Annotated in this window: 19 protein-coding genes and 1 riboswitch; of the genes, 8 read left to right on the plus strand and 11 right to left on the minus strand. The window is 71.2% G+C overall.

Annotated features, from left to right (window positions below):
• Positions 1 to 7: 7 nt before the first annotated feature.
• Together CLV67_RS39500 and CLV67_RS39505 are read right to left on the minus strand one after the other, a co-directional pair.
• Entirely contained in the window at positions 8 to 2257 is a 2250-nt protein-coding gene (locus tag CLV67_RS39500) for a sensor histidine kinase (protein WP_106328010.1), read from the minus strand.
• A complete protein-coding gene (locus tag CLV67_RS39505) occupies positions 2247 to 3344 on the minus strand; it encodes a hypothetical protein (protein ID WP_106328012.1) in 1098 nt (365 codons plus the stop codon). The genes CLV67_RS39500 and CLV67_RS39505 overlap by 11 nt, the downstream gene beginning before the upstream one ends.
• Positions 3345 to 3697: 353 nt before the next feature.
• Between CLV67_RS39505 and CLV67_RS39510 the strand changes: the two genes are divergently transcribed.
• The 3 genes from CLV67_RS39510 (at position 3698) to CLV67_RS39520 (ending at position 8638) form a co-directional block, all read left to right on the plus strand.
• Positions 3698 to 5707, plus strand: a complete 2010-nt coding sequence (locus CLV67_RS39510) for a DnaA/Hda family protein (RefSeq protein ID WP_106328014.1) — start codon at positions 3698 to 3700, stop codon at positions 5705 to 5707.
• 38 nt (positions 5708 to 5745) lie between these two features.
• A complete protein-coding gene (locus tag CLV67_RS39515; protein ID WP_106328016.1) occupies positions 5746 to 7182 on the plus strand; it encodes an FAD-dependent oxidoreductase in 1437 nt (478 codons plus the stop codon).
• A 94-nt stretch (positions 7183 to 7276) separates the two neighbouring features.
• Complete coding sequence (locus CLV67_RS39520) at positions 7277 to 8638, plus strand: glycoside hydrolase family 6 protein (protein WP_106328018.1); 1362 nt, start codon at positions 7277 to 7279, stop codon at positions 8636 to 8638.
• Positions 8639 to 8797: 159 nt separating this feature from the next.
• On the opposite strand, the gene CLV67_RS39525 is transcribed toward CLV67_RS39520, so the two are convergent.
• The 6 genes from CLV67_RS39525 to CLV67_RS39550 all read right to left on the minus strand — a co-directional run bounded on the left by CLV67_RS39525 (position 8798) and on the right by CLV67_RS39550 (position 13334).
• The gene (locus CLV67_RS39525; protein WP_106328020.1) at positions 8798 to 9664 is read right to left on the minus strand and encodes an ATP-binding cassette domain-containing protein; all 867 of its coding nucleotides are present in this window, start codon (positions 9662 to 9664) and stop codon (positions 8798 to 8800) included.
• Positions 9665 to 9676: 12 nt separating this feature from the next.
• Positions 9677 to 10492 carry a hypothetical protein gene (locus CLV67_RS39530; protein ID WP_106328022.1) on the minus strand — a complete coding sequence of 272 codons (816 nt, stop codon included), beginning with the start codon at positions 10490 to 10492 and terminating at the stop codon, positions 9677 to 9679.
• Positions 10489 to 11184, minus strand: coding sequence for a hypothetical protein (locus CLV67_RS39535; RefSeq protein ID WP_146169476.1), 696 nt, complete (start codon positions 11182 to 11184; stop codon positions 10489 to 10491). The genes CLV67_RS39530 and CLV67_RS39535 overlap by 4 nt, the downstream gene beginning before the upstream one ends.
• Complete coding sequence (locus tag CLV67_RS39540) at positions 11181 to 12050, minus strand: zf-HC2 domain-containing protein (protein WP_106328026.1); 870 nt, start codon at positions 12048 to 12050, stop codon at positions 11181 to 11183. The genes CLV67_RS39535 and CLV67_RS39540 overlap by 4 nt, the downstream gene beginning before the upstream one ends.
• Positions 12047 to 12598 (minus strand): RNA polymerase sigma factor, encoded by a 552-nt coding sequence (locus CLV67_RS39545; protein ID WP_106328028.1) that lies wholly within the window; start codon positions 12596 to 12598, stop codon positions 12047 to 12049. The genes CLV67_RS39540 and CLV67_RS39545 overlap by 4 nt, the downstream gene beginning before the upstream one ends.
• 64 nt (positions 12599 to 12662) lie before the next feature.
• Positions 12663 to 13334, minus strand: a complete 672-nt coding sequence (locus CLV67_RS39550; RefSeq protein ID WP_106328030.1) for a winged helix-turn-helix transcriptional regulator — start codon at positions 13332 to 13334, stop codon at positions 12663 to 12665.
• A gap of 73 nt (positions 13335 to 13407) precedes the next feature.
• Here CLV67_RS39550 and CLV67_RS39555 point away from each other — a divergent pair, with 73 nt between their 5' ends.
• Positions 13408 to 14211: an alpha/beta fold hydrolase gene (locus CLV67_RS39555; RefSeq protein WP_106328032.1), complete on the plus strand. Its 804-nt coding sequence runs from the start codon at positions 13408 to 13410 to the stop codon at positions 14209 to 14211.
• A gap of 153 nt (positions 14212 to 14364) precedes the next feature.
• Positions 14365 to 14793, plus strand: a complete 429-nt coding sequence (locus tag CLV67_RS39560; protein ID WP_106328034.1) for a peptidase inhibitor family I36 protein — start codon at positions 14365 to 14367, stop codon at positions 14791 to 14793.
• A gap of 38 nt (positions 14794 to 14831) precedes the next feature.
• Here CLV67_RS39560 and CLV67_RS39565 read toward each other — a convergent pair whose 3' ends face one another.
• A complete protein-coding gene (locus CLV67_RS39565) occupies positions 14832 to 15671 on the minus strand; it encodes a flagellar M-ring protein FliF C-terminal domain-containing protein (protein WP_170154178.1) in 840 nt (279 codons plus the stop codon).
• A gap of 460 nt (positions 15672 to 16131) precedes the next feature.
• A riboswitch (cyclic di-AMP (ydaO/yuaA leader) is annotated at positions 16132 to 16307 on the plus strand.
• 6 nt (positions 16308 to 16313) lie between these two features.
• Between CLV67_RS39565 and CLV67_RS39575 the strand changes: the two genes are divergently transcribed.
• From CLV67_RS39575 to CLV67_RS39585, 3 genes are all read left to right on the plus strand, one after another.
• A complete protein-coding gene (locus CLV67_RS39575; protein WP_106328041.1) occupies positions 16314 to 16883 on the plus strand; it encodes a C40 family peptidase in 570 nt (189 codons plus the stop codon).
• 287 nt (positions 16884 to 17170) lie between these two features.
• Positions 17171 to 18199 (plus strand): zinc-dependent alcohol dehydrogenase family protein, encoded by a 1029-nt coding sequence (locus CLV67_RS39580; RefSeq protein WP_106328043.1) that lies wholly within the window; start codon positions 17171 to 17173, stop codon positions 18197 to 18199.
• 54 nt (positions 18200 to 18253) lie between these two features.
• Positions 18254 to 18997 carry a L,D-transpeptidase family protein gene (locus CLV67_RS39585; protein ID WP_239166107.1) on the plus strand — a complete coding sequence of 248 codons (744 nt, stop codon included), beginning with the start codon at positions 18254 to 18256 and terminating at the stop codon, positions 18995 to 18997.
• On the opposite strand, the gene CLV67_RS39590 is transcribed toward CLV67_RS39585, so the two are convergent.
• Together CLV67_RS39590 and CLV67_RS39595 are read right to left on the minus strand one after the other, a co-directional pair.
• On the minus strand, positions 18984 to 20573 hold the full coding sequence (locus tag CLV67_RS39590) for a GTPase (RefSeq protein ID WP_203736928.1): 1590 nt from the start codon (positions 20571 to 20573) through the stop codon (positions 18984 to 18986). The genes CLV67_RS39585 and CLV67_RS39590 overlap by 14 nt on opposite strands.
• Positions 20570 to 24403 (minus strand): GTPase, encoded by a 3834-nt coding sequence (locus tag CLV67_RS39595; protein WP_106328047.1) that lies wholly within the window; start codon positions 24401 to 24403, stop codon positions 20570 to 20572. The genes CLV67_RS39590 and CLV67_RS39595 overlap by 4 nt, the downstream gene beginning before the upstream one ends.
• Between the last annotated feature and the right edge of the window lie 30 nt (positions 24404 to 24433).

Consider the following 24433-nt stretch of genomic DNA (forward strand, 5'->3'; position numbering starts at 1 on the left):
AGCCTTCTCACTGTCGGTGGTGCGGTGAGGTTTCCTGGAGCGCCTGTGTCACGCCGAACTCGAGCTGTTCGACGAGCAGGCGGGCGGCGTCGGCGTCGTGGTCGGTCAGTTGCGCGGCGATGGCGGGCCGTTCGGCGGGCTCCGGTGTCAGGTGGGTTCCCGGGACCCGGCGGCGCAGGCCGCCGGGAGAGGCCGGTGCCGCCTGTGGCGCTTGCGCGGGTGGGCCGGCCGGCAGTTGCCGGGGCACGTCGAAGCCGTTCCAGGTGTGCGGATCGCTCATCACGTCGCTGACGCGGGAGATCGACTCCCGGACGGTGGGATGCCTGGGTGCGGGGGCCGCTTGTTGCGGCGCGGACCATTCGACCGAGACCGTGCTCCGGGGCGCGACCGGTTCGCTGACCAGCAGGTCGCCGGCGAGCAGCAGGCTGCTGATGCCGACCTGGACGGTGACGCCGCCGCCGGGGGTGTGTGACAGGTCGACGGTCATGCCGTGGCGCCGGGCCAGCCGCCCGACCACGAACAGGCCGAGCACCTGGGTCGGCACCAGGTCCAGGCGCTCGCGGTGGGCGATACGGGAGTTCTCCTCGGCGAGTCGCTCGTCGGGCATGCCGATGCCGTGGTCGGCGATGGTGAGCCGGGCGCCGCCGGGTACGGCCCGGGCGATGACGGTCACCCGGGTGTGTGGCGGGGAGAAGGTGGTGGCGTTCTCGAGCAGTTCGCCGCAGATCAGCACGATGTCGCTGACCAGGGAGGGCGCTACGAGCAGGTCGAGCGGGACGTCGACGTCGACGCGGGTGTACTCCTCGATCTCGGCGAGGGCGAGGCGTACGGCGTCGATCAGCCGGACCGGTGACGCGTGGCTCTGCTCCCGGTCGGCTCCGGAGATCACCACGAGACTGTCGGCGCTGCGGCGCAGGCGGTTGGAGATGTGGTCGAGCCGGTACAGCTTGGCCAGCCGGTCCGGGTCGGTCTCCTCGTTCTCCAGTTCGTCGATGAGGTCGACCTGTCCGCCGACGAGGTTCTGGGTGCGCCGGCCGATGTGGCCGAACATCTCGGCCACGTTGCGGCGGCTGAGGACCTGACGTTCGACGAGCTGTGAGGCGGTGCGCTGCACGCGGGCGAAGACCCGGGCCAGGTCGCCGATCTCGTCCTGGGAGTTGAGGTCGAGCACTTCGAGGCGTACCGGTTCGGCGGTTTCGGCCTCGTCGTCGGCGATGCGTTGCAGCTCCGTCTCGCCTGCCTCGGCGACCCGTTCGGCCGCGCGGCTGAGCCGGGTCAGGGGCACGGCCACGGCGCGGGCCACGGTGGCGACCAGGGCGAGGACGGCGAGCAGGACCAGAAGAACGAGAAGGCCCATGCCGTACGCCACGGTCAGTTGCCGTTGCCGTTGTTCGGCGACCGCCGTCGTGACGTCGTCGACGATGCGTTTCTTGGCGAAGCCGCCGAGGACACTGAACGACCGGAGCATCGGGAACAGTTCGTCGATGGGCAGCGCCGCCATGGTGCGGGCCGGGTCCTGCTCGAACCTGGTGTCGAAGTCCTTGCCGACGCGGTCGGAGAAGGCGACGGTGACGAGCTCGTACAACTCGCGTTGCCCGGGGGTGGCGAAGGCGGTGAAACGGTCGACGTAGGTCTGGAACCGTGCGCTGTCCTCGCGGTACTCGACGGCGTACTCGTCCACGTCGCCGGCCGCCATGAGCGCCAGCAGCATGTTGCTGTCGTTGCTGGACTCGTCGATGCGCAGCAGGGCGTCCAGGGCGATGAGCTGCCGGCCGATGGCGGTCCCGGCGTCGGCTCTGTCGGTGAGCCCGAGCGAGTCGATCGTGCCGTCCAGGACGTTGTCGAATCCGGCGATGGCCTCGTCCGGGCTGGCCGTCTTGGCGCGTACCCGCTGGCGCAGTCTCTCCAGTTCGGCCATCCGGCCGATCTCGGCACGCAGCGCGTCGGGCATCTGGTCGCCCAGCTCGCGTTGCACGTCGCGGACCCGGTCGGTGACCAGTGCGCTCTGCAGGGCGAGGTCGTCCTCCTCGATGACGCCGAGCAGGTAGCCGACGGCGAGCAGCCGTTCCCGTTGCACGTCCTCCAGCAGCGGACCGACCCGGCCGGCCACAGTGGCGATGGTGTCGATCTCGGTCGCCTTCTCGGCGTCGATGACCAGGCCACGGATCACCGGCACGACCAGCGCGATCATGGCCAGCAGCGGGATGATGACCAGCAGGGTCAGCTTGCCGCGGATGCGGAGGCTGCTAAGGAACACTGATTCGCCTCCGCATAGCGTCCTCCGGCTCGGACACGGGTGATGGTGCCGGGATGTCGTTCATCCGGGGCGTACGGTCACCGCGTACCCGGGCTACCAGGAGCAGCCCGGCAGGCAGGCAGGCCAGGATCACGGAGATGACGAGGATGCCGGCGGCGAGCAGCTGGCGCCGGTCGTAGGAGTCGATCCGGTCACGCAGCCCGATGTCGATCTGTTCGAGCAGCGCGGTGGAGAGTTCGGACGCGGCGGCCTGCATCTCGTCGCGGCCGCGGCTGACCTGCTCCGCATCGACGATGCCGCGTCCCGTCTTCAGCGGTTCGACCAGCGGCAGCAGATTGTCGACGGACCGGTTGAAGCGGTCGAGGCGGCTCAGCAGCGCGCTGCCGAGGTTCTCACTGCCGGTGCCTTCGACGGCGAGCCGGACGTCGTCGGAGAGGTCGCGTGCGTTGCCCGCCAGGGTCGAGGCGGCCGTGTTGATGTCGATGAGCGTCGCGGCCCGGTCGGCTGCGGACAGTCCGGGCAGGCTGGTGAGCAGGTTGGTGTAGCGGGTGGCCGCGACGATGCTCTCCGGGAGTTCCTGTGCCGCGCCGTCCCCGAGGTAGTAGAGGTCGGCGTCCGGGTCACGGACCAGTTTGGAGCTGTTGCGGACCTTGTCCATGAGGGCGAGCAGCAGGTCGCTGGCGGTACCGTAGGCGGCGATGGTCTTCGCGGCGTCGCCGTCGGCGGGCAGTGTTTCGATCTTGGCCCGTAGCCCGGCCCACCGGTCCCGGGCGCCGAGTCGTTCGCCGAGCTCCCGGTCGACGGCGTTGACCGCGTCGACGGCCCGGTTCATGGCGTCGGGTGCCGCGGGTGTGCCGGCGACCGCTCCGGACCCGGCGTTGGTGAGCGCGATCTCCAGAGGTCCGAGTGCCTGGATGTAACGGACGCCGTCACGTTCCAGGGCCGCGAAGTCGGACTGCTCGTCGGCCGACTGCCACACCATGGTGAACAGCGCCATGACCGATACGGCCAGGAGAATCGGGACCACCTGCCGGGCCAGGGCGCCGATCGGCCTGCCACGTTGACGCTGGTGTGCCCTGACGGTCATTCTCACTCGCTCTCCGGACAGCGTCGCGAAAGGGCGCCGCGTTGTCCTGGAACAGTTCCGGCCCGGGAAGGCCACACAGGTTCGCTGGGAAAACCTACGACCGGGGCGGTGCGTGGAGTGACGGCGACTCGACTAGTTGTCACGACGTATCGGCCGGAAGACATAAACGTTCGGACGCCAGTGAGGTTAGTCACTTTTCAAGAGATCTTGAGAGGCGTACGGTGGCGCACCGTCAGAAGCCCGGTGCGATCCGGTGCGACAGGGGTATTCCGGCCCGCATCCCGCGGCACCCGGCGGCGGGTTTGTCGGCTACCCGCTGGCGTGACCGCGCCGGGACGCCGACACTCTGCTTCATGGCGAATCTGGGCGACGTCATGGACGACGTGCGGTGGCACGGCTTCGTCGGCCGGGCCGCGCAGGTGGCCGCCTTCGACGATGCCCTGGCCGGCCGATCGGCTCGCCGCGTGCTGTTCGTCCACGGTCCCGGCGGCGTCGGCAAGACCACCCTCCTGCTGCACCTGCGCAGCCGGGCGCGGCGAGCCGGCCGTCCCGCCGTCTACCTGGACGGCAGCGAACTCGATCCGTCCCCCGAAGGCTTCGTCCACGCTGTCCAGTCGGTCGACACCGGTGCCGCGCCGGTGCTGCTGGTCGACGGATACGAGCATCTCGCCCCGATCGACGGCTGGCTACGCCGCGATCTGGTGCCCACCCTGCCCGCCGACGGCGTCGTGGTCGTCGCCGGCCGCGACGCGCCCGCGCCGGCCTGGCGGGCCGATCTGGGCTGGCGAGGGCTGGTCGCTGTGCACTCTCTTGGCGACCTGGACGAGGCCGACAGCACCGCCCTGCTCGAGCGGGCCGGTGTCGCCGCACCGGACCGGGAGGCGATCATGCGGCTGGGCCGTGGCCACCCGCTCGCACTCGCTCTGCTCGCCGACGTGGCACTGACCGGCACGGTCCCGAGAACCCTCGCCGACGCGCCGGACCTGATCTCCGCGCTGATCGCGTCGCTGGTGAACGATGCCCCGTCGGACGCCCACCTGGTCGGCCTGGGAACCTGCGCCAAGGTGCTGCTGACCACCGAGGACCTGCTGCGGCGCACGGTCGGCGACGACGCGCCGCGGGTCTGGGAGTGGTTGCGGGACCGGCCGTTCGTCACGGTCCGGCCGCACGGCCTGACGCCGCACGACCTGACGCGCGCCGTTCTGGAAGCCGAGTTCGAGCGGCGATTCCCCGACCGTTACCGGGATCTGCACCGGGTCGTGCACGACTACGTCGTCGCCGGCCTGCGTGCCTCCTCCGGCACGCATCGTCAGCTGCTCGCACAGCAACTCGCCCAGCTGCACCGGGAGGGGCCGTTCAGCGCCCAGTTCCGCGCCGTGGCGGCGGACGGAACCATCGCACTGGTGCGGGCGCGGCCGGAGGAACTTCCCGGTGTCGCGGAGCTGATCGGCACGCATGTGGGTCCCCGCTCGGCCGAGCTGGCCCGCGGCTGGTTCGCCGAGCGGCAGGCCGGCGCCAGTGTGGTGCGTGTCGAGGGCGGGATCGGCGGCTTCGTCCATCACGCGCGATGCCCGTCCGGTTCCACGACCGAAAATGAGGATCCGGTCGTACGGGCAATTCTCGATCATGTCGCCCGCACCGCACCGCTGAGACCCGGTGAGCAGGTCGACATCTCGCGGTTCCTGCTCGGTCACGACGGAGCGCAGAGTGATCCGTACGCGGTCTTCGCCGGTTCCATCTCCTCGATCATCGAGTGGTGCGGCCGTCCGCTCGCGTGGGCTTTCATCGTGTCGGTGGAGCCGTCGTTCTGGGGCCCGTTCTTCGACTATCTCGCCTTCCGCGAGATCCTCGAGGTGACCTTCGACGGACGGCGTCACGTGGTGTACGGCAACGACTGGCGGCGCTTCCCGGTTCACACGTGGCTCGAGCTCATGCAGGAGCGGGAACAGTCCGGCGGCACCGGCCCGCCGCCCGACTGGATGCAACTGCCCGCGCCGCTGAGCAGGGACACGTTTGACGCCGCCGTACGCGCCGCGCTGCCGAACCTGTGCAGGCCGGACCGGATCGCCGCGTCGCGCCTGGTCGGCACCCATCTGGGCACCGATGCCGCCACCGTCCGGACGGCGTTGCGCACGGCGGTCGACGAGCTGGCCGGGCTGCCGCGCGGCGACCGGCTCCGGGCGGTGCTGCACCGCACCTACGTCAGTCCCGCGCCCACCCAGGAGGCTGCGGCGGAGGTGCTCGGCCTGCCGTTCAGCACCTACCGGCGGCATCTCGCCAAGGCGGTGGACGAACTCGCCGGGCGGCTCTGGGCCCGCGAGACCGGGCAGGAGAAGACCGGGCAGGAAGTGACCGGCGACTGACCTGGAGAGTGAGCAGCTCCCGGTCACATCCTCGGGCCATGACGACGACAACGATCCTGGGTGCCGGCCTCGCCGGCCTGACCACCGCGATGATGCTCCACCGTGACGGCCACGAGGTGACCGTCCTGGAACGTGACCCGGCCGTGCCCACCGACCGGCCGTGGGACGACTGGGACAGGCCCGGGGTGAACCAGTTCCGGCTGCCGCACTATCTGCTGCCGCGCTGGTGGGCCGAGCTGCGCGCCGAACTGCCCGACGCCGCGGCCGCAGTGCGGGCCGCCGGCGCCGTGGTGATCAACCCGTTGGCGGCCCTGCCGGCGGAGATCCGCGGCCCGGACCGCGACGACGACGACCGGTTCGCCACCGTGACGGCTCGCCGCCCGGTCCTCGAGGCAGCCCTGGCGGCCGCCGCCACCGCCGCCGGGGTCACCATCCGGCGCGGTGTGCGGGTCGTCGGCGTGCGCACCGACGGCCGCCACCCGGTTCCCCGCGTCATCGGCGTCATCACCACCGCCGGCCCGGTCAGCGCCGACCTCGTGATCGACTGCGGCGGCCGCCGGTCCGCACTGCCGGCCTGGCTCGCCGCGGCCGGGGCACGGCCGGTCGCCGAGGAACGGTCCGACGCCGGCTTCGTCTATTACGCCCGCCACTTCCGATCGCCGCACGGCCGGCTGCCGGAGATCAGGTCGATGGTGATCCAGCCGTACGAGTCGCTGTCGGTGCTGACGCTGCCGGCCGACCACGGCACCTGGAGCGTGGTGCTGACCACCAGCGGCAAGGACAGGGCGCTGCGGGGACTGCGCGAACCGGCGACCTGGTCGGCCGTGGTGAGCCGCTATCCGGCGGCCGCCGCCTGGCTCGGCGCCGAGCCGATCAGCGGCGTGGACGTCATGGCCGGTCTGGAGGACAGGCTGCGCCGGTACGTCGTCGACGGCCTCCCGGTCGCCACCGGTGTCGTCGCGGTCGGTGACGCGTGGGCGTGCACCAACCCGTCACTGGGCCGCGGCGCCTCCTTCGCGATCATTCACGCCCGCGTCCTACGTGACGTCCTGCGCGAGGTCGGTGCCGCCGACCACGACAAGCTGGTGCGCCGGTTCGATGAGGCGACCGCTCAGGTCGTCGAACCGCTCTACCGCGCCACCAACTTCGTCGACACGCATCGGCTGGCCGAGATCGACGGTGACGTCGCCGGTGTGCCGTACCGGCCGGACGACCTGCGCTGGCTGGCGTCGAAGGCGCTGTTCGCCGCCGCCCTCCGCGACCCGGGCGCCCTGCGCGGCTATCTGTCGATCAGCTCGTTCCTGAACACGCCCGACGAGGTCTTCGCGACGCCGGGCCTGCGCGACCGGGTCCTGGCCCTGGGCATGCCGGCGCCGCAGTACCCGCTGCCCGGACCGTCGCGCGCCGAGCTCCTGGACGCCGTCACCGCACTCCCCCATGGCGCCGAGACCTCCGGGCACTGCGGCCGGCGGTGAGGATCGGGCGCCCGTCTTTGCAGAAACATTGCCTTCTCACATCGATGCGGTTAACTTTGGGAGCGCTCCCAGTCCCGTCCCCCAGGAGAGCTCCATGGCCCGTTCCCGCGTCATCGCCGTCGCCGCCGCCTGCACCACCGTGGCGGCGGCCGGCGCTCTGATGATCACCGGCAGCGCCTCCGCCGGCACCATCTCCGGAACCCTCTACCGTGACACCAGCACCCCCGTCGCCCGGTGGCTGCAGTCGAACGCCGGTGACTCCCGCGCCTCGGTGATCCGCACGAAGATCGAGAGCCAGCCCGCCACCCGCTGGCTGTCGAACTTCAACATCTCCACCATCGGCAGCGAGGTCTCCAGCTACGTCAACGCCGCCAACGCCGCCGGGCAGATCCCCGCCCTGACGGTGTACGGCATCACCAACCGTGACTGCGGCGGCGCCAGCTCGGGCGGTGCCCCCGATCTCACCCAGTACCAGACGTGGATCGGCAACATCGCCCGCAACCTGGGCAGCCAGACCGTCGTCCTCAACCTGGAACCCGACTCGATCGCCCTGCTCACCTGCCTGAACAGCAGCGAGATCGCGGCCCGCAACCAGGCGCTGCGCACCGCGACGCAAACACTGAAGGCCGGCAATCCGAACGCCAAGGTCTACCTCGACGGCGGGCACTCCGCCTGGAACAGCGCCGGTGAACAGGCATCGCGCCTCGTCGCGGCCGGGATCGCAAGCGCGGACGGCTTCTACACCAATGCCTCCAACTTCCAGCCGACCAGCGCCGAGGCGTCGTACGGGCGCTCGATCATCTCCTCGCTGAACGGGCAGGGCGTCAGCGGGAAACGGCAGGTGATCGACACCAGTCGAAATGGCGGTGCCAGCGGCGACTGGTGCGGTGACGACAACACCGACCGCCGGATCGGCCAGTACCCGACGGTGAACACCGGGGACGCGAACATCGACGCGTACCTGTGGATCAAGCCGCCGGGCGAGGCGGACGGCTGCCGGTACGCGGCCGGATCGTTCCAGCCCGACCTCGCGTACAGCCTGGCCAGCACCGCCCCCAACCCGCCGTCGCCGTCCCCGTCGTCGCCGGCACCCTCATCCCCGTCGTCCTCCCCCTCGTCGTCGCCGTCCTCGTCCCCCTCGTCGTCGCCGTCATTGCCCACCGGCGCCTGCGGTGCGACGCTGCGAGCGGTGAGCACCTGGAACGGTGGCTACCAGGGTGAGGTCAAGGTCCAGGCCGGCAGCGGCACGCCCAGCGGGTGGACGGTCTCCTGGACCCTCCCGTCCGGTTCCACGGTCAGCCAGGTCTGGAACGGCACGCTGACCTCGTCCGGTTCCACGGTCAGCGTCCGCAACGTGTCGTGGAACGGCAACCTGCCCGCCGACGGCTCGACCACCTTCGGGTTCATCGCCTCGGGAACGCCCGGGACGCCCGCCCTCAGCTGCACCTCCCCCTGACGCGGCGGCCGGGACGCGCCCGCACTCGCGCCCCGGCCGGCCGCCTCACCGATCGCGGCCGCGGCCGTGCCACCAACCGGCCGCGGCCGCGATCACCTACCCGGCTGTGTCGCACCGCTGTCTCAGAGAAGTTGAGGCAGCGGTGCGACACAGCCGGTGTCATGACTGGTCGGCAGCCACGGCCAGATAGCCGTCCTCCAGGCTCGGGTCAAGCGGACGGGCCTGCGCCGAGGGCGCGTCACGCGCGACGACCCGGTAACGCATGCCGTCATCCTGCGGCAGCGCCGACACCACGGTGCCCTCCGAGGGTGCCGGGCCGTCGGTGACTACCGACCACACCCGGCCCTCGGCCCGGCGGGTCAGTTCCTCGACGGTGCCGCGGAAGATCAGCCTTCCCCTGGCCAGTACGGCGGCCTCGCGGCAGGTGTGTCCGATGTCGTCGACGATGTGCGTGCTCAGCAGCACGGTCCGGCGGCCGGCGAACTGGGACAGCAGTGTCCGGAAGCGGATCCGCTCCTCCGGGTCGAGGCCCGCGGTCGGTTCGTCCACGATGAGCAGCCGCGGGTCGGCCAGCAGGGCCTGGGCGATGCCCACCCGCTGCCGCATGCCGCCGGAGAAGCCACGCAGCCGCCGGTCGGCGTACTCGGTCAGCGCCACCACCTCGAGCAGTTCACCGACGCGGCGGCGGCGTACCGGCCGGTCGTCCATGCCCTTGAGCAGCGCCACGTAGTCGAGGAACTGGCGGGCCGTCAGGTCGGGGTAGACGCCGAGGTCCTGCGGCAGGTAACCGAGTTCACGCTGGACGGCGGTCCGGCCCGCACTCGAGGCCATGTCGTGTCCGCCGACCACGACCCGGCCGGCCGACGGCCGTACGATCCCCGCCAAGATCCTCATGAGTGTGGTCTTGCCCGCGCCGTTCGCGCCGAGCAGTCCGAACATCCCGGTGGGAATGTCCAGGTCAAGACCATCAAGGGCATGGACCCCACCGCGGTACGTCTTCGTCAGACCGGAGATCTCGATGCGCATGGGCAGTCCCTTTCAACGGAGGCGGCGGGCGCGCAGGGTGTGGCCCCCGGCGAGCGCGGCGGCGGAGACGAGCAGGAGCAGGGCGATCGACAGCCAGGCCAGCACGGGCGTCGGTTCGGGGCGCAGCACGTTGAAGGTCGCCCCGGTGACCGGCCCGGCCCAGGTGTCCTCGCCGTCGATGCCGTGGAAGCCGAACAGCGCGTCCAGCGGGTAGCCGCCGAGCGGATGGAACAGCGTCCGGGCGAGGGTGGGCATCATCTCCGGGGAGACGATGTTGCCCCACAGCCAGTAGCCGACGAACAGGACCCGGAACAGCGGCGCCGGCATGATCATGGGTACGGCCAGCGCGAACGCGGCCACCAGCAGCAGTCCCGGAACGATCACGACGGTGAAGGCGGCCAGCGCCCAGGCCAGGGCGACCGGCTGCCGGGTGTCGATCGCGTACGCCGCCGCGAACCCGAAGTAGGCCACCGCGATCGGGACGGCCGTGGCGGCGGCGGCGCCCAGGTACTTGCCCAGCAGCCGGGCGGCCGGCGAGGCGGGGGTGGCGTCCAGGATCGGCGCCACGCCGAGCCGGTCGTCGCGGACCAGCCGGTCGGCCAGCAGACAGCCGAACCCGATCGCCAGCAGCGCGTGCAGCTGCACGGCGAGGCCGACCACTCCGGTCCGCGGGTCGAGCGGCCGCTCCCCCGGGTCGAACAGGTCCCGCAGCAGGCTCCCGCCGATCAGGACGAACAGGACGAGGGTCAACGCCGGTACGATCCACACCGACCGTTTGCGGACCTGCATCCGGAACTCGTAGCGCAGGCTGGCGCCGAAGGTCGTCACTCGTCCTCCTCACTGATCAGGCGTTCCGGGCGGCCCAGCAGGACCAGGGCGAGGGCGATCAGCGCAGCGCCCGTGCCGAGCAGCGTCAGCCGGTTCGCCGTCCAGTCCCCCGGCACCACGCCGCGCGTCGTGGCGAACAGGTACAGCAACCGGCCCGGCTGGTGCGCCTGCACGGCGTCGCCGAAGAACTGCTGGACAGCCCACACGGTGGTGACGATCGCGCCGGCCGCGGCCGGGCTGCGCAGCACCGCGCCGGCGGCGAACCCCAGTCCGCTGAGCGCGAGCGTCGGCGCCAGCCAGGTGAGCTGCCCGGCGAGCGCGCCGTGGTTCTGCGGCCAGCGTTCCCACCAGCCGGTCAGGATCAGAACGGCGGCGGTCAGCAGGGCGACCGATGCGGTCCAGGCCAGGACCACGGTCATCCGGCGCAACAACGTGATGCGGTACGGGGTGAACGCGCTGAGCTGGACCTCACGGGCGGGGTCCTGACCGATCAGGGTCGCACAGGCGACGGCCGCGGCCAGCGGAACCGCCATCTCCAGGCCACCGAGCAGGATCCGGGCCCTGGTCGTGTCGCTCGGCTCCGGGAAGGCGAGCGCGGCCGCGACCCCGAGCGCGACGGCCAGCGGCGGGCCCAGCACAGCGGCCCATCCGGCGCGGCGTACCTCGTACCGCCAAAGGGAAGTTGGTCTCACATCGGGTGGGTAGCGTGCCGGACGCCCGGAGGTTCACGTCCCGCGAGAATGAACGCGACGGTCGTGAGAGCGGCACTGACCGCCAGCACCGGCGCGTTCGTGGTCCACACCTCCACGACGAAACGGGCGAGCCGGCCGTCACGTACGAGGACCCCGCCGACCAGCACCCGGACCGCCCACAGGCCGACGGCGGCGCCGAGCGCGACGTCCGGCCCGAACCTGACGGCGATCAGCAGACTGATCGACGACAGCAGCACCATCGGACCGAGCCACGCGGTGACCAGCGTGTTCATGCTCGCGGTACCGGCTGCACCGGTCGCGGCCAGGGCCGCCGACGCCGCCACGGCCAGCGCGAGGTCGTACCCGAAGACCAGCGCGATGCGAACCAGCAGCAGCAACCGGCCCGAGGTCGGCGTGGCCGCGACCACCTCGGCGGCCGGATCGTGGCCCGAGCGGTAGGTGCCCGCGACCCCGGCGGCGGCGACGATCGGCGCCACCAGCGCCAGTACCAGCTCGGCACCCGCGGTGGCCTGCCACAGCACCAGACCCACGCCGAGCGCCATCACCAGCGCCGAGGCGATCGGCACTGCCATGCGGATCAGCCGCGCCTCGGCCAGCATCAGCCCGGCCAGGTGCCGCAGCCGGCGCGGCGGGCTCTTCTCCGGCGGCGTCAGCGCACTACGGGTGAGCACACCGCGGATCAGCGCCGCCGGGTCGGGCGGAGGTTCGCGGTGCGGCGAGGCCAGCGCCTGCCAGGAGGCCAGATCGGCCCGGCACCGCGCGCAGTCGGCGAGGTGCAGGCGGACCCGTTCCCGGTCGGCGTCCGGCAGCGACCCCGCAGCGTACGCGGGCAACAGGTCCTTCATTCGGGCACCTCCTGTGCGGTGAGCGCCGCGGCGACGGCGGCCCGGGCGTGATGCAGCCGGCTCTTCACCGTTCCGACCGGGACGCCCAGCACCTCGGCGACCTCGGCGAGCGGCAGCCCCGCCACGAACACCAGGGCGATCACGTCACGATGATGCTCGGGCAGCCGGTCGATGGCGGCGGCTACCGGTGTGCCACCGGCCGCGGCGATCGCGAGTTCCTCGGGACCGGCGCCGTGATCGGGCTGGTCGGACAGGTCGGGAGCGGCGGGTGCGGGCGCGGACCGGCCGCGCAGCCGGTTGTGGGCCTGGCGGCGGGCGACGCCGAACAGCCACGTCGTCGCCTTCGCCCGGCCCTCGAAGGCGCCCGCCGTCCGCCAGACCGCGAGCATCGTGTCCTGCAGGATCTCCTCGGCGGTCATCCGATCACCGGCGAGCCGGTGCAGATACCCGAAGAGGACCCGGCCGTGCCGCTCGTAGAGCCGGGACAGCGCGGCGGCGTCACCGGCCGCGATCGACCGCAGCAACGCCTCGTCGCCGCCCGAATGCATCCGTTACCTTCCTCCGGCGAGCCCACTGTCTGCAAGGTGTGTAGCAGGTGGCGGAGGAAAAGGTTCAGACCGGCGGCCGGCTGCGCGGAGCCGCTTCGCGGTGGTCGTCGAAGGCGGCCAGGAAGCGGCGCAGCAGCCGCAGGTCGCCCTCTGCGCTGGCGGCTTCACTCCGGATGGCTTCGTCGAGCTCGCGCCGGTCGAATACGAGGTCCTGCACGGTGCGCACGGTGGCGGTCAGGGCGGCGTCCGCGGGCGCGTCGCCGCGGATCGCCTCCAGCTCTCCCTGGCCGACCGTGAGCAGGAACGCGTCGCCGGGCAGCCGGAGCTTGACGGTGCCGCGAACAGAGCCCACAGCGGCGGCGTCGAACGTGGTGCGCAGTGCCACGATCAGCGCGTCCGGACTCAGCTCCTCGCCCGAGTCCGGCCGCGGTGACATCGGACTGCCCCAGCGTCCCAGCGCCAGCAGAACCGGTTCGAGGGCACGACCGCGGTCGGTGAGCTCGTAGATCAGCCCGGCCGCCGGGGGCAGCGCGCGACGCCGTAGCAGGACGCCGGCATCCTCCAGCTCACGGAGTCGCTGGGTCAGCACGTTCTGACTCGTGCCGGGCAGTCCACGATGCAGATCCGCGAACCGCTTGGGACCGAACAGCAGCTCGCGCACCACCAGCAACGCCCAGCGTTCGCCGACCACGTCGAGCGCCCTGGCGATGCCGCACAGATCCCGGTAGCTCCGCATGCCCCGATCGTACCTTGCTTTTCAACACCACTTACTCCTACTTTAGGAGTAAAGCGGAACAAGGGAGCCTGAGATGCCACACGTGAACTCCGCCGACGGCACGTCGATCGGCTACGACCGGCCCAGCGACGAAGGGCCCACGCTGGTGCTCATCGGGGGCGGCCTGGACGACGGCACGGAGAACCGCCCGCTGGGCGAGTATCTGGGCGGCCGCTTCAGCGTCGTGAACTACCGGCGACGCGGCCGTGGCGAGAGCGGCGACCGGCAGCCGTACGCCGTCGCACGGGAGATCGACGACCTCGCAGCGGTGATCGACGCCACCGGAGGACGAGCACACCTGTTCGGCGCGTCGAGCGGCGGTGCACTCGCGCTCGAGGCGGCCGCCGCGGGACTTCCCGTCGACCGGATCGCCGTCCACGAGGTCCCGTACCTGGTCGACGACACGATGGTCTCCGCCTGGCAGGCATACCGGCTCGAGCTCGACGCCGCACTCGGCGCCGACGACCACGATCAGGCGCTCAGGCTGTTCATGCGGCTGGCCGGATCGTCCGAGCAGGACATCGCCGGCGCCGAAGCCGCCCCGGTATGGCCCGCGCTCCGCGCACTGGCACCCACACTGCGCTACGACGCGGCATGCCTCGGCGACGGACCGCCGCCCGCGAACCGTCTCGCGACGATCCGGCAGCCGATGCTCCTGACGACCGGCATCACGGTCGACCCGCACATGGCGGGGCTCCCCGTCGACTTCTTCGGCGCGGCGGCGGACGCTGCCGCCACGGCGCTCCCCAACGCCCGGCGCGACACCCTCAAGGTCGAAGGACACGTAGCCGACCCGGCCGTACTCGGCCCCATCCTCAGCACGTTCTTCACCGGCTGACGCCGATGCCAACGGCGTCCTAAATCGTCCGAACCTCTCCCAGGGTGGGCGACGGCGGCCGACACTCGACAGCAAGACATCGCCGAACGTCACTTTCCTACCCGGGGTGGCGCCCGGCATGCCGTCGGTCGGCCCCATCGAAGGAGAGCCAGGATGATCAGAAAATCGCGGATGCTCGGCGGCGTCGTGGCCGCGCTGCTCGTGACCCCCCTCGTACCGGCGTCGCCGGCCTCGGCCGACTCCAGCTGCGGCACCGGCTATCACTGCGGCTGGGACATCGGCTTCAACACCGGCAAGGTGGCCTTCTTCAACGGTGACGCCGATTTCCGCGACAACACGTTCAACACCGGCGTGGTCGTCGACAACAACATCAAGTCCGCCAAGAACCGCACGAGCTCGAACTACGTGAGCGTCTACTACTACGGCGTCAACTACACCGGGGACATCGTGTTCTGTGTCAACCCCGGACAGGACGTCCAGAACCTGCCCGACGACGGGATCCCCGGCAACGGCATCGGCGAGGCCAACGAGGCGAGTTCGCTGCGCCTGATCGCCGGCGGTCCCTTCTCGACCTGCTACTGACCTGTCCCGGTGATCCTCGCGATCCGGGCCCCGTGCTGTCAGCCGTCACGGCCGAGCCAGCCACGCAACTGCGCCGCGGCCTGGTCCGGAGCCACGGATTCGATCACGCGCTGTTGCCCGCCGTCGCGGTGAGACACGGCGGTCGGCATGGTGTGAGCGGTGGCGGCGATCGGTTCGAGCTCGGCACGCAACGGTTCCCGCCGGCCCGCCTCCGCCGGCTTCCGGCGTCGGCGGAAGACCAGCACCACCCCCAGGACCAGCACAACCAGCGCGGCCGCGAACACCGCCGCCCGGGAAACGGCGCCCTGACCGGCACCCGACGGCGGCGGGCTCCCGGCACGGGCTGCCGGAGCGGTGTGCATCGGCAGGGCGGCGACCGTCACCCGGTCGCCGCGGCGGGTGTCGATCCCGGCGGCGACCCCGACGAGTTCACTAACCCGTCCCAGGTCGAGGCCCTTCGCGGCGGTCTCGTCGATCACGACCGCGACCTTCAGCGACACGATGCCGCCGGGCGCCTCCAGCCGGGTCGCCCGCAGCTCGTTCAGCGCGTTCACACGGGTCTCGCTGCTGCTCTCGTACCGCGTGACGCCACCCCCGGCGCCGACCTTCTCCAGCAGACTGCTGACCGTCGCCGCGCCGGGGGTGTAGGTGGTGCTGGTCGTCGTGACCTGGTCGAGGTCCAGCTCGACGTTGGTGGTGACCGTCGAGCGGCCCGGCCCGACCACGGTATCCAGGATGCCCTGCAACGAGCGATCCAGCCGGTCCTGATGCACCGCGGCCGCATCTCCGGCGCCGGGCGTCGCGTACCCGGGCGTGGTCCCGAGGCCCGCAGCGAGGACGCACCCCACCAGCAGAGCGACGAGTCTGTTTCTGATCATCGGGCAGTCTCCGGCGGTGGTGGATCGGATCCTGCTCATCGTTCGGCGGCGGTACGCGTTTACCCATCCGCCGGTTGCACTTCGGTTGTGTTACCCCGGCTGAGGGGTGAGGTCATCGGTTAGGACCGCGGTCCACGGACGGCCGGTCACGACCATCGGCGAACCGGGTGACCCCACCGGGGTCACCCATAGCAACGGCCCGACCATCTCCGTGTTCCCTTTCACAGATCAACACCACCAATGCGTGACCAGGACGAAACACAAGGTCGCGGCAAACCTCGCACCCGGCCTCCAAACCGGACACTCACCCTCACGGCAACTACACACGGTGATCGCTAGGCCGGATGATTCGGCTACCGGGCCGGGCTATCAAGGAGGGGCGGCGGGCACCTGCTCGCCGGTCGTGCCGATCTGGACCACGCCGAGCCCTGCCCCGGTCCGGCGGCACGAGAGGAGCATGACGATTCATGAGGCAATCGGGGGCAGGGACGGGGGAACCATTCATCGGTCCTCGACCGGCACGCCGTACGCGGTGGCCCGGCCGGAGGTCCTCGGGGTGAAGCCGCTACCCGCGGCCGGGCAATCCTTCGCGCCCGAACCCGACAGCTAACCTCGCAGGCGTGCCGGAGGGATTCCTTCACCGTGCGCGTAAGCACCCTGAGCCGGCCCACCCGTAACCTGGGAGCCGGCACCATCGCCCTGTCCGTGGGTCTCGGTCTTCTCACCGGCGGACTCGGCACACCACAGTCCGCCACCGCCGCCCCGCAGGCCTCGACCATCGCCGCCACCTGGGCGTTGCCGCAGACCAGCGTGGCAGTGAACCGGGCGACCGTCACCGTCAAGGCCGCCAGCGCCAAGGCGGCCGGCGTCCGGGTCGTGAGCGAGGCGTCCCGGCACAAGGGCAAGAAGTACAAGTTCGGCGCCGCCGGGCCCAAGCGGTTCGACTGCTCCGGCTTCACGATGTACGTCTACAAGAAGGCGGCCGGCAAGAAGCTGCCGCACAAGGCCCACCTGCAGCAGCGGTACGGCAAGGCCGTCGCCAAGGCGAACAAGCGGCCGGGTGACCTGATCGTCATCCGCAAGGGCACACGCGGCACGCACGCCGGCATCTACGCCGGTGGCGGCAAGATGTGGGCCGCACCGCGGGCCGGCAAGACGGTCACCAAGCAGAAGATCTACGCCAAGAACTACGTGGTACGGCGTCTGGTCTGAGCCTCGACCGGCGGCGGCGCCTGCACCCACTTGGTGGGGGTGCAGGCGCCGCTGCCCGTGGAAGCGTCGTCCGAGCCTGCCGGACGGCAGGGATGCCCTGTCGGTACCTCCTTCGTCAGTGACTCCCTCCCGCCTGCCGGTTCCGCTTCCATGGATGGCGTGACCTCGGCGTCCGGAGCACGTTCAGCGACTCCGTGCACCGGCCACGTGTTGTCCGGCCGGATCCGGGAACGCCCGGAACTGTCGAGGCGCGACCGAACTGGTCTTCACCACCAAGGAGAACTGACATGCGACAGGCCGTCATGCACGCCCCCGGCGACGTCCGCGTCGAACAGCGCGACAAGCCGTCGATCATCAAGCCCACCGACGCCGTCATCCGGGTGTCCGCGGCGTGTGTCTGCGGCTCGGACCTGTGGCCGTACCGGGGAATCGAGCAGCTCGACGGACCGGCACCGATGGGTCACGAGTACGTCGGTGTGGTCGAGGAGGTCGGCAGCGAGGTCCGCGAGATCACACCGGGTCAGTTCGTCGTCGGTTCGTTCTTCACCTCCGACAACACCTGCGAGATCTGCCGGGCCGGCTACCAGTCGCGCTGCCCGAACTTCGCGCCCATCGTCAGCGAGACCGGCGGCGCGCAGGCCGAGTTCCTGCGGGTCCCGTGGGCCGACGGCACGCTGGTCGCCACTCCGGGCCTGCCGGACGCCGACCTGATCCCATCGCTGCTGGCGGCCTCCGACGTGCTCGGCACCGGCTGGTTCGGTGCGGTCGCCGCCGAGGCCGGCCCCGGCAGGACGGTCGCCGTCGTCGGTGACGGCGCGGTCGGCCTGCTCGCCGTTCTGGCTGCCCGGCAACTGGGCGCCGAGCGGATCATCGCGATGAGCCGGCACGCCGACCGGCAGAAGCTGGCGCTCGAGTTCGGCGCCACCGACATCGTCACCGAACGCGGCGACGACGGCGTCGCCAAGATCAAGGACTTGACCGGCGGGTACGGGGCACACAGCGTCGTGGAGGCGGTCGGCACCCAGGAGTCGATGATGCAGGCCATCCGCTCGACGCGACCCGGCGGGCACGTCGGCTACGTCGGCGTCGCCCACGGCGTCACGCTGCCGGGCATGGAGCTGTTCCTGTCCGGCGTGCACCTGCACGGCGGGCCGGCCCCGGTGCGCCGGTTCCTGCCCGAGCTCATCGACCTGATCCTCAAGCGCGAGATCGACCCCGGCAAGGTCTTCGACCTGGAACTGGGACTCGACGAGGCCGCCGAGGGCTACCGGGCGATGGACGAGCGCCGCGCCATCAAGGCCCTGCTCCGCCCCTGAAGCCCCCGAGACGGCCTGACCGGAGAATGCCCGCGTCTGCCAGGATCGGTAGCCGTGAAGAGGATCGCTGCGGTACTCGCGTTCGTCATGACGGCGGTCCTGGCGACGGCTGCGCCCGCTGCGGCCGCGCTGCCGGACGAGCTCGCGCACGTCGGCAACGCGAGGCAGGTGATCGTGGTGTCCGGCCGGAGCTGGACGTCCACCCACGCGACCGTCCGCGCCTTTCAGCGTGGCGCGGACGGCCGGTGGCGGCAGAGCTTCACCGCCAAGGCGCGCATCGGGTACGGCGGCTGGAAGTGGGCCGCCGCCCGCCGGCAGGACACGGGTCAGACGCCGGCGGGCACGTTCACGCTCACGCAGGCGTTCGGGGTCCGGGCCGACCCGGGAACCCGGCTGCCGTACCGCAAGGTCGACGCCGACGACTACTGGGCCGGCGACAACCGGGACGCGAAGACGTACAACCTCTTCCAACCGGCCGCGTCGCCGAAGCGAACCTGGCGCGTCTCGCAGGCCGAGCGCCTCGCCGCCTACCCGAGGCAGTACGCCCATGCCGTCGTCATCGACTTCAACAAGCCTTCGGGCGTACGGTGGGACGCCGCCCGACGTCAGTACGTGGCCATCACGAAGGCCGACACGCGGCGCGGCTCGGCGATCTTCCTGCATGCCAGTGGCAGCGGATCGACGGCCGGCTGTGTCTCGGTCAGCCGGGCCGACATGGTCCGGCTGCTGCGATGGCTCAAGCCGTCGGCCAAGCCCCGCATCGTGATGGCCCCGGCGTCCGCGATCAGGAAGGCGTGACCGAAAGCAATCGTTCGCCCTCGGCCACGGCCTCGCGGAGCTGCTCGACGAGCCGGTGCAGGCTCGCGTCCAGGTCGACGCGGTCGCTGGTCTCGGCGATGATCTCGTCGCGGACTTCGTCGACGTACGGCTGCCAGGTGTCGAGGGCACGTCGCGTGCACGCGTCGACGAGTTCCTGCCGTTTCTCGGCGACGGCCCGTTCCTGGTCGACGCGGGCACGGTCGGCCCGGAAGTCGTCGAAGATCTTGGCGACGTAGACGACGAGCGGGATCGCGGCCTCGACCGTGCCGAGGTGCCGGCCCAGTCCTTCGGCGGCCTTCGCCGTACGGGTCCTCTTGCTCGTCAGCGGTTCGGCGGCGTCGGTCATCGCCTTGAGCACCCCGACCAGCATGGGCCCGACCGACTCGACACGTCCGGCGACGCCGCCGGCCGGTTCCGGGGCGGCGTCGCCGGATTCGAGGGACGCGACCAGTGACGCGAAGTCGTCCCAGGAGGGGTGGGCGCGGTCGCGTTCGGTGGACTTACGGATCGACTGCCGCAGCCGCTGCAGGCGTACCTCATGCTTCTTGAACCACTCGTCGAGCGCGCGCTGGATCTCGGCTTGCGGCTCGTCGACGCCTCCGGCCGGATTCCACGACTGCCGCAGCACCTCCTCGACGAGCCCGTCGAGTCCGGCGCGGGCGGCCCGGTCGATGGCGTCGAGTTCGTTCTCCGACGCCCGCCGGCGGTGCAGGCCACCGGTGGCGACCTCGGCGCGGGCCGTGTAGTCCGCGAGTTGCGTGCGCAGTTCGGTCAGGGCTTCGTCGAGGACCGCGGCCCAGTACCGCTGCCCGGCCGCCTGCCGCAAGCCGGGCAGTTCCGACGGCGACACCGTCGCGAGCGCGTCCTGCAGGTCCTTCATGCCGTCCCAGGAGCGGTAGGCGTCCCAGGTCTCCGGCCCGAGGTCGGTGTACGACCCGGCCAGCCCGAACGGATCCGGCGCCACGACGAAGATCCGGGTCCGGACGTCGAGGGCGAACATGGTGCGCAGTTCGCCGGTCTTGCGTTCGATCAGGGCGCGGTACGGGTCGAGGCCGTACTCCGGGTTGATGCCGGCCTCGTCGAACCGCGAGATCACCACCCACAGCGCTCCGGCCGGCCAGTCCCGGGTGAACACCTGCTGCAGCAGGCCGCGCTCGGCGGTCGCCAGCTGCGAGGTCAGGACGACGACGCCGACGTCGGTGAGTCCGACCGCGGCCGTCGCCCGGTCCGTGTTGTTCTGTCCTCGCAGGTCGGAGGCCCCGACCGAGAATCCGGGGGTGTCGCGCACGACGCAGCCGGCGACCTCGGCGGCGTTGACCTCGAAGGTCTCGTGGCGGGCGCTGATGGTGAGCCAGGCGGGCACCGTGCCGCCCGAGTCGACGATCAGGCGGCGCAGCAGGGAGCTCTTACCGGTGTCGTACGACCCGAACAGGGTGACGACCGGTTTGTCGTGCTTTTCGAAGGCGTCCCAGTCGGCGCCGTACCGCCCGGCCAGCGATCCGCCCGGAAGCCGTCCGAGCCAGTCCCGCACTGCTTCGATGTCGACCACTGTCACTCGTTTCTCCCCGTGCTGCCCGTCAGTTCGCCGGCGGCGTCGATCAGTGTGCCGGTCGTCCCGGCCCGCGTCCTCGCCGACTCGATCCGCTCCCTGATCGACGTCTCGAGTTCGAGGTGCGCGCCGAGCAGCGCCTCGAGCTCGCTGATCTGCTGCTCGAGGTAGCCGACGGGGCCGTCGCCCTGCTCGCCGCGCATGATCTGCTCGACGAGTCCGGCGGCCGCGTCGCCGAGCTGCCGCATCGCTGACTCCTGCTGGTCCTTGTGCTTGCCGTCCTTGCGTTTGTCGTTGGCCATCATCACGGCGTCCGCGGCCGAGGCGACGACCCCGAGGACGACCCCGGCGCGGGCGACCGTGGCGGCGCCGTTGACCGCACCCCACGGCTTGAAGTTGTGGCCGACGTACTTGCCGATCGCGTAGACGGCGTCGCGGCTGCCCAGGGCGCTCACCAGCGGCGCCACGGCCGCGGCCACGGTGCCGGCGCCCTCGGTCACGTTCTCGTACCAGGCGTGTCCCCTGGCCTTGAACTCGGCGGCGAACTCGGGCGCCACCTGAAGCTCGGCGGCGCGCATCTCGCGGCCGATCGCCGACATGTGGTCGCTGTACCAGTCGTCGAGCTTGCGTGCCGCGCTGGCGAGGTAGCGTTCGAGATCGGCCTCGAACTCGGGGGCCTTCCACCAAGACTGGACGAGGCCTTCCAGCTTCTTGGCGTTCTTGCGTTCGATCTTGACGACCTCGGACTTCGCCGCCACCAGGTGGCGGTCCACCATCCGGCGGGCGTCCTCACGCAGCGAGTCCTCCAGGATCACGGCGTCCTTCAGCGCGGCCCGGACGGTGGCGGTCACCGGTTCGCAGCGGCGCAGCTCGGCCTCGCCGTCGGCCTGGACCCGCTCCAGTTGGTGGCGACGGTGCTTGAGTCCGGTGACCGCCGTGTCGAACGCGGCCGACGTCGACGCCTCGGCCAGCTGCGGCTCGGTGAGGCCGGACAACGTGCTGGTCAGCGCGGCGACGCCGTCCCACAGCCGGTTCTCGTCGAAGGCCGCGGCCGGCACCGTGGGAGCGGCCCCCACCAGGCCGAACGGGTCGCCGGACAGGCAGTGGATGCGGTCGGTGCCGATGACGACGCCGCGGGCGGCGAACGCGGCGCGCAGTTCCTCGCGTTTGCGGTTCTGCAGGTTGAGGAAGGCTGCGGGTTCGGTGAGCGGGTGTACGCCGAGCTCGTCGCACCGGTTGATGAGGAACACCAGGCGCGCGCCCTTCGCGGCGAGGGTCTGCGCGCCGCGGGCGAGGTCCTCCAGCATCGAGGTGTTGCCGACCAGCAGGTTGATGTGGACGACGACGAACACGAGGGCGGCCTCGACGATCGCCTCGTAGGCGGTGGTGTCGTGCTCGTCGTGGCCGCTCTGCAGGCCGGGTGTGTCGACGAGGTCGAATCCTCCGAGCGCGTAGCGGGTCGCGGCGGCGGTCGCGGGCGAGGCCCGGATGTCGAACTCCGCGCGCGGCTGCCGGCCGCTGTCGACCATGATCCGGCGGATCAGCGACGACTTGCCCGAGTTGTAGTCGCCGAGGACGGCGAGGGCCGGTTTCGTGCCGTCGACACGCTGGAACGTCCGCACGATGTCGAACAGTTCCCGGTCGTGGCCAGCCGCTTCCTCGAGTCCGGCACGCCACGCGTGGATGCGGGCCGTGGACGGGGTGCTCCACGCCCTGGCCAGTACGCGTGTCAGGCTGTCGTGGTCCCGGGCGCGCGTTTCCTCGTACAGCCGCCGGGTTTGATCATTGATCTCCGCCGCCCGGTGCAGATCGACGCCGGAGTCGAGCCAGTCCTCGCCCAGCAGCGTCCGCGTCACCTCCGCCGGGGTGGTGCCTATCGTGGCCTGTGCCCGCAGCAGGACGCCGGCCACCTCCGGTGCCGGCTCGATCGCGTCGGCGTGGGCACGCAGGCCGTCGACCAGCCGCCCGATCCGTTCGCGGGCGGTGCGCAGCTCGACCGCGGTGCGCAGCGACGCGGCGACGGCCGGGGCCAGCAACGTCCACGCCGCCTTGCGGCTCTGGGCCACCAGGGATTCCTCGTAGCCGGTGAACGTCTCGTCGACGGCCCGGTGGCCGGACAGCGTCGCCTCGGCCTTGGCCTCGCGCGCCCGTTCGGCCTGCTCGTCGCTCATCTTCCTGCCGAAGTACTGCTGGACCTGGCTCACGAGGCCCACACCCACGCTGGTCACGGCGATCGCCCAGCCCACGGGGTTCGAGAGCAGGGCGAAGGCGGCGATCGGTACGAACACCGAGCCGGCGCCGAGCAGAATGCCCGATCCCCGGACGACATCACCCACGACGCGACCGCCCTCGCCGCCGAGGATCCGCGCGGCGTGCGACATGGTCAGCCGGTTGCCCCCGGACTCCGGGCCCACCACGACTTCGAGCTCACGCTGCAGAAACGCGCCGCGGTCGGCCCACACGGCCGCCACCGCCGAGGACACGGCGTCCTCGTCGAACACCGCCTCGGTGAACTCCGCCTCCTCGACCGCCTTCTTCTCGGCGAACGCCTTGCGGATCAGGTCGTCGACGTCGGCCTTCGCCTTGCGGTGGCAGCCCGCCAGGTGCGAGGCGGCCAGATGCCGGACGAAGCGGTCGAGCGTCCCCTGCGGCGGTGAGGTGTACGGGACACCCCGCGCCGTCTCGGACACCCCGACGAGATCCGCGCCGAGGGCCGCGTCGTGCAGCCACTCGGCGCGTTCGGCGTCGTCCGGGTAGCCGAGCACGGCGAACAGCGACTCGACGTCGCGTTCGAGGGACCCGGCCTCCCGGTCGGCCTCGGCCGCCAGATCCTCCAGTTCACCGATCCCCCGCCGGCACCGCGACCGGACGTCCTCGCGCAGCGCCGCCAGCCGCAGGTCGGCGGCACCCTCCGCGATAGCGCCGGTGATCAGCCGCTCCAGCGCGCCGAAGTTCGACCAGCGCTCGAGGTAGTCGAGTCCGAAGGTGTCGCGTTCGAAGCGGAAGCCGTCCACGGCCGGGCCGAGGAACGGAGTCGAGGCGCGGGCGAACAGGGCCCGCTGGCTGTTGAGCGCCACGATCGGCGTCTCCGGCAGCCCGATCTGCACCAGATGGGTGCGAATGTTGTCGGCATGCTGGCGTACCTGCTCGGACATGTTGCGCCGCAGCGGCTGCGCCACCTTCGCGGGGTGGTGCCACATCGGGTTGCGGACGTTGAGGACCGCCACGACGGGTTTGCCGTGCTCCTTGATCCAGGCGGCGATCTTCTCGAACTCCATCACCTGCTGCGACTGGGTGTCGAAGCACAGCAGCACGATGTCGGCGATCTCGACCGCCCGCCGTGCCTTCCGCTCGAGGCTCTCACGGCTCTCGGTGCGTCCCCAGCCGTTGATGCCGGGTGTGTCGTACAGCCGGCAGCGCTCCCACTCGACGGCCTGCACCTCGGTGGTGCAGTCGCTCTCCCCCGGCGAGACGTACGTCCCGTCGAGCCGGCCGAACACCGACAGCAGGGTGCTCTTGCCGACTCCCGTACGGCCGAAGAACGCGATGTTGAACGTGCCGAGCGACTCGCGCTCCCGGTCGAGGTGACGCCGCAGCCGAGCCGGGAACCCGGCGGTGAAGCCGTCAAGCCGGGTGATCAGCTCCGACGCCGGTGGACCGGCCCGCTGAGCCCGCTCGAAAACGCGGACCAGCTCACCGGCCAGCGCGTCCAGACGGGCCAGCTCCGCCTGCCCCTGTTGCACGGCCGATCCGACGGCCTCCTCGAACGACACCACTTCAGAGGTCAACTCGTCGTCACTCTCCACCGCAGAACGCATGCCGAGACGTCGGTCCACAGGAGGTCCTTACCCCGCCGTTCCCGCCGC

This window comes from Actinoplanes italicus (genome assembly GCF_003001815.1).
Lineage (GTDB): Bacteria > Actinomycetota > Actinomycetes > Mycobacteriales > Micromonosporaceae > Actinoplanes > Actinoplanes italicus.